The organism is Photobacterium sp. OFAV2-7 (genome assembly GCF_022347985.1).
In the GTDB taxonomy this organism is placed as follows: Bacteria; Pseudomonadota; Gammaproteobacteria; order Enterobacterales; family Vibrionaceae; genus Photobacterium.
Genome location: NZ_JAKRFQ010000394.1, coordinates 1 through 4,571, shown reverse-complemented (window position 1 = coordinate 4,571; position 4,571 = coordinate 1). Strand labels below are relative to the sequence as shown.

Sequence of the window (4,571 nt, the reverse complement as noted above, 5' to 3'; positions counted from 1 at the left end):
TTTCTTCAATACCGCCTGAGCCTGGTGCATCTCATTGACTTCACACAGGCACATTGCCTGAATGATGCTGGCAACCTTGCGCTGATATCGTCTTTGTTCGCTGTCTGCCGGAGACAGCCCACTATCATCACCATGGTTTTCCAGTATCGGTGCCAGCAAAGTCTCGGCATCGTTGAGCCGAGCCTGACCGCCAAAAAGCAACGCAAGATTTGCCAAGCCCTGTACTACATCTTTTGAATAATGCCCTGCAGCGCATCGCGTACTGATTTTATCGTCGCGCTCTGGAGCCCCATCACCATTGACCATTCGCTGACCATCTTTTGAAATTTCATCAGATCTTCGGGCTTGCCCGGATCCATCTCGGTCGAGAAGCGAGTCAGCTCGGTATCCTTGGCTTCCATTATCTTGCCAAGCCCCTGGTTGATGGTGTCGAAATTCATAATTCAGCCTTCCTTTATCATTGATATTATTCGCTATTTCTTGATCGAGAATATGACTGACAGCCAGTTTCAATGCCTGCTGCCAACGCACCATCTGAGCAAACTGTGCGGGTAGCATAGGCTCAAGCAGCCGGTTTTCGACCTGTGCCAATGCCCGCTCAAATTGACAAAAATGCTGCTCTAATAAAGTGGTATCTGAAAACATTCAACCTCCTGTCGGTAACCACCACTGCTTGCCCTGTTTGGCTATCGCGATCCCTTCATCGGTAATTTTCCGAATCGTATAACCATCCCCGATCACAGCGCTGGTGAGGTATTTTTGACCATCGGACATCACGACATACGGTGTTCGACTCAGGCTCACCGCCCGGATAGACGGCAATGGGCTGTCTGGCAATAAGAAAGCCTGATATTGCACTGGCACCTGATGCCCAAACTGCTCGGCAGCTCGCTCAAGTAACGCTGTCAGTTTCGGCTTCTCCTGCTCTGACAACTTACCCGTCAGATAGATATTCTCGTCGGATTCAGCCACCATCAGCCCCGGTAAATTCTGCTGTCGGATGGCTTGCTGAAGCCAGCCGATCAAATCCGAAATACGCGCGATTTGCCAATCGGTACGGGTAAGTCCCTGCACATCGTCTTGCAAGCTGTTACTGGTCTTGGCCAGATCAAGGCCATCCTTAAGCACCCCTTTGATCTGGGCTACGCCATGGCTATCAACCGTCACATCCAAGCCTGCCAAATCATGCTGAGCAAGCCAGGTCGTCACGGCGTTTTGTACGCTATCTACGCGATAAACTTGCCATTCAATGGGTTGCTGAGACTCAGCAAGGGTATTTTTCAACGCCTGCAAACTTTCCCTGTCTTCGACATACCCTGACAACAGCAACCGATCATTGAGTGGCTGCAGGGTAACCGAGGAATAGTCCAGCTGTTCCAACAGCTGAGCCGCTGTTGTCCGTCGTGCTTTGGCATACTTTGTCGACAACACAAGCGATGCCGACAAACTGCCGACCACCAGAACCCCAGACAAGGCAATGCCTGCCCAAGGGATTCGGCGGCGACTAACAACAGGAACAGTGAGTACCGGCCACACAACATCCGATGGCCCGAAAGCAAACGCCACTCCCCCGACCTGAATAACCTGATAAGGCTTGATACGGGCAATACCGGCTGACTGTCGTTTTCCATTCAGATACCAGACTGTGTCTGCCAAGATTTTTATTACCTGATCGGTATCCGTCAGTGTCAGCTGACAAGCAACGGCGGCAAAACCACAATCAGACAGCACGCAATCGGCACGTGCACTGTCTGAACCCAGAACAATATTATTTTGCTCAGTTGCCATTTCGGCCCCGGCATGGCTGCCAGACAGCACTTTTAATTTCCACCTTGTCATGCCCGTTACCTATATAAAGAATGTGTAGAACCAGAGACAAAGGCTTCCTCCAGCGCCTCGACCTCGGCAACTCCCGGCACGATTTGCCTTAACTCAGGATATTGCTGGCGGGCTTCGGCCAGATTATTCAAACCGGGCTCCAGCACTTTTGGCCGGATCAGGAAAAGACGAACCATCCGGCTAGTTGTGCTTTTCTCTTGGCTAAAAAGCGCTCCTATCATCGGTATATCACCCAGCACAGGCACTTTGTCCGTTCCCATTGTTTCCGAATCCACAAAATATCCTCCAATCAGCAAGCTCTGGCCCTTTCTCACCATGGCTTCCGTCTTGATGAAACTGCCCTTAATTGTCGGCAGGTTGTCGACGCGCTCGTCCGTGGTTTTGCCATCGGTGATCTGGATATCAAGCTTGACCACATCGCCTGTCTTATCAGGAATAACCCTTGGGGTAACCGTGAGCTTTGTCCCGGCAGTCAATGGCACCAATTGCGCATCTTCCTTTGATGTCACTCGGGCATAAAATGTCTCGCTGTTATCCAGCACTGCTTCCGTATTTTCCTGGGTCAGCAAGGAAGGCCTAGAGAGCATTCGCGCTTTACTCTGGCTCTCTAACGCCTTGAGACGGAACAATACACCGGTAATATTGGCCCCGATAATGGTAGAAAGGTTTAACCCGTCCCCCAGTACGCCGCTAATGACACCACCTTGATAGCTCAAACTGCCTGACGAGCCATTGATTCCCCAGTCAATGCCGAACTCCTCCAGTGCGTCTTCCTTGATATCAATAATTGTGACGCCGATTTCGACTTGCTTAAGGGATCTGTCCATTGCGTGGATCATTCGAATATAGCGATCGATATTTGACTGGGTATCTCTTAGCAATACCGCGTTACGGCTCTCATCCGATTCGATCCGGCCGATAGAGTCTTGCGAGTTGTACCCCATTAGCTTTCGCAGTGTCGTTGCGACCCCAGGTACTGTCTTGCCATCCCCGACCAGGCGATCCCCCGCCCAGGCAAAATACAAAGGAACGACATACGTTTGCAGCTCTTCTGCCTGTTTGACCTTGGCCTGCTCGTCCAAGCCGGTAGCCACCTGTTCCACAATGTCAACAAACCGTGGTGGCCCCGACACCAGCAACAGCCCCTTGTCTTGCAATGAACGCCAGCCAAAACGGTCCAGATCCAAACCAACCTGCCCCATGGCCTGCTTCAGCGCTGCCGGTGACATCTGTTTCAAGGTCAGCACCTTTGTCTGCATTTCACTGCCGCAGTTAAAATAAAGCGTGTTGCCATAGCGAAACCAGATAAAGCCAAATGCAGCCTGTAGCTGACTTAAAAAATGCTCCGCCGTGGAAGCCGCGACCTGTCCATTGAACTTTTCACTAATACATTCACTGACAACGGCTGATAATCGGTAGTTGGCTGAAAACCCTTTCAGCACATCAGCCAGCGGCTCATCCTGTCCGATATGCTGATACCCGCTACGCGGTAAAGATTGTGACCAGACCTGAGTTGAAAATGAGCCCACCGCTGAGAGCAACAGCAAAATAGCAATGAAAGATACACTCAGCCTCTTTGACGATAATCGTAGCCAGATGGACAGCCGTTCAAACAGCCATTTAAACAAAAGCTCAGACAAGCATTTCGATCCCCACTCAAGCATCAGACGAACACCATACTGCTGGCAGCCAGATGGGTAACGGACGGCATCATTTGTTGTTGCTCCGACCCCGTCAATTCATACATAACGTCTACAACCCACAACAACTGCTCTATTCTCCCGTCCAGATCAACGGCCTCACCGCGATCGCCGGTCAGCTCACCGTCTCTTGTCAGACGCTGAAGCAATGTCAGCTTGGAGTGATCCGATTCCACCATCAGCTCGACCTGAGTATGCTGTGCCACCCAGGCCATTTTTTTTAGTACTTCGCATAACTGGCGGCAGAGCTTATCAGGCTGCTGTCTTTCATCTGGCAGCAGCATAAATGCTACCGATGCAACGCCTTTACTGACATCCACCTGCACCAGGGTGTTTTGGATTAATAACACCTCGATACCGCCAAGTTGCTGCACGGCTATATCATGTGTTTCAACAAATGCGTCGAGCTTTGATGCCAGTGTCGCCATTGATAAATTCACCCCGATTATTCAAGAAGTTATTGCAACATTGCCCACTTCATAAATCCTCAAAAAAACCTCAAATAAGTTGAAATCATGTTTTGAGAAAAAAAAGCGACCAATGGCAATGCCTGTGGTCGCTTTGGGCTACAAAGATTTGAAACGCCTAACGGGGCGAATTTGTTGTGTCACGAACAGCTTCCGTATAATCCGTTAGGGGCGCATCCATCCCTCTGATAGGTAGAGCATGCGAAGATAGCTTGGAACCCCATCCTTCTTCACATCCTGAAATTGCTGATTAAGTTCGTCACGAACAAAGTGCGGATCCTTGCCGGTGTTTACGCCATCAATCACTCGGCCTAACACACCGTCTTGATCGTTCATCAATGACAGCAAGGCTTTGTCTGATTTCCGGCCAGTTTTCGAACCAAATTCCAGCTCTTCAGACGGTTCTGAGCCCAGCATGGTTTTCAACACCATCCGGTTCAGCTCCAGCTCCTTGTCTTCATCGCTCGGCTCAAAACCAAAATCATCTTTGCTCATGTGGGTATTTTCTGCCGGGCCGAGATACCGAAGCAGAGCACGTACGGTACTGGTGTCGGTCAGCTCGAAC

At 50.4% G+C, this 4,571-nt stretch carries 5 protein-coding genes and 1 pseudogene; all 6 read right to left on the bottom strand.

All coding sequences use genetic code 11. The features are described from left to right. Positions 1-216, bottom strand: a 216-nt coding sequence (locus MHN01_RS17480; protein WP_239412511.1) for a hypothetical protein, incomplete at its 3' end; no start/stop codon positions are given. An 8-nt stretch (positions 217-224) separates the two neighbouring features. Beyond that, complete coding sequence (locus MHN01_RS17475; protein WP_075761812.1) at positions 225-440, bottom strand: EscF/YscF/HrpA family type III secretion system needle major subunit; 216 nt, start codon at positions 438-440, stop codon at positions 225-227. 205 nt (positions 441-645) lie between these two features. Continuing rightward, the gene (sctD, locus tag MHN01_RS17470) at positions 646-1,839 is read right to left on the bottom strand and encodes a type III secretion system inner membrane ring subunit SctD (protein ID WP_239412510.1); all 1,194 of its coding nucleotides are present in this window, start codon (positions 1,837-1,839) and stop codon (positions 646-648) included. A 5-nt stretch (positions 1,840-1,844) separates the two neighbouring features. Continuing rightward, a complete protein-coding gene (gene sctC / locus MHN01_RS17465; RefSeq protein WP_239412509.1) occupies positions 1,845-3,479 on the bottom strand; it encodes a type III secretion system outer membrane ring subunit SctC in 1,635 nt (544 codons plus the stop codon). A gap of 23 nt (positions 3,480-3,502) precedes the next feature. Then, positions 3,503-3,967 (bottom strand): hypothetical protein, encoded by a 465-nt coding sequence (locus tag MHN01_RS17460; RefSeq protein ID WP_239412508.1) that lies wholly within the window; start codon positions 3,965-3,967, stop codon positions 3,503-3,505. A gap of 204 nt (positions 3,968-4,171) precedes the next feature. Then, positions 4,172-4,571, bottom strand: a pseudogene (locus MHN01_RS17455) (hypothetical protein); the annotation flags it as partial.